Origin of the sequence: Verrucosispora sp. SN26_14.1 (genome assembly GCF_004307965.1) — a bacterium.
Classification (GTDB): Bacteria; Actinomycetota; Actinomycetes; order Mycobacteriales; family Micromonosporaceae; genus Micromonospora.
On the sequence record NZ_SISL01000821.1, the window covers coordinates 1 to 1,101 of the forward strand.

The following is a 1,101-nucleotide window of genomic DNA, read 5'->3' on the forward strand; positions in this document are numbered from 1 at the left end:
ACCCCGGGCCAGCACGACGGTGGCGCCGACGGCGCCGCGCGCTAGACGATGACGCGACTCGACCCGCCGGGCGGCCACGGCCGCCCGGCGGTCCCGTCCGTACCTGCGGAAGCGGCATCCCGCGAGCCGGCAGCCCCGCACGGTGCCGTCGAGGCGGCGGCCCCCGGCGGGTCGGCGTCGACCGCCGAGGCGGCGTTGGCCCGGTGCGTCAGCGTGGAGGCGGCCAAGTTCGCCGCCGCACACTGGGGGCAGACCCCGCTGCTGTCCCGCGCCGCCGAGCTGCCCAACCCGGCCGGCTTCACCGACCTGCTCAGCCCCGCCGACGCCGACGAGCTGCTCAGTCGGCGCGGTCTGCGTACCCCCTTCCTGCGGGTGGCCAAGGACGGCCAGGTGCTGCCGGCGGCGCGCTACACCGGCGGCGGCGGTGCCGGCGCCGAGATCGGCGACCAGGTCCTGGACGAGAAGGTCATGCGGTTGTACGCGGACGGGGCCACCCTCGTCCTGCAGGGCCTGCACCGCACCTGGCCGGCGCTGATCGACTTCACCCGTGACCTCAGCCTGGCCGTCGGGCAGCCGATGCAGGTCAACGCCTACCTGACACCGGCGGGCAACCAGGGCTTCGCCACCCACTACGACACCCACGACGTGTTCGTGCTCCAGGTCGACGGCCGCAAGCAGTGGCGCATCCACCCGCCGGTGCTGCCCGACCCGCTGGAACGCCAACAGTGGGGTGGCCGGGCCGACGAGGTCACCGCGACCGCCCAGGGCACACCCGCCCTCGACGTGGTGCTCGAACCGGGAGACGCGCTCTATCTGCCCCGGGGCTGGCTGCACAGCGCCCAGGCCCAGGAGACCAGCTCCCTGCACCTGACCGTCGGCATCCGCGCGTTCACCCGGTACGCCCTGGTCGAGGAGTTGCTCGCGCTGGCCGCCGAGGACCGTCGGCTGCGGGCCACGCTGCCGTTCGGCACCGACCTGGCCGACCCGGACGCCATCGAACCGGAGCTGACCGAGACCGTGGAGGCGCTGCGCGACTGGCTGCTGCGGGCCGACCCGGCCGAGGTCGCGGCCCGGCTGCGGCAGCGTGCCTGGCCCTGTCTC

Annotated in this window: 1 protein-coding gene; it reads left to right on the forward strand. The window is 75.2% G+C overall.

The window, feature by feature from the left end:
• Positions 1 to 48: 48 nt before the first annotated feature.
• Positions 49 to 1,101: cupin domain-containing protein (locus tag EYA84_RS32195; RefSeq protein ID WP_131057894.1), on the forward strand; the 1,053-nt coding region annotated here is incomplete at its 3' end.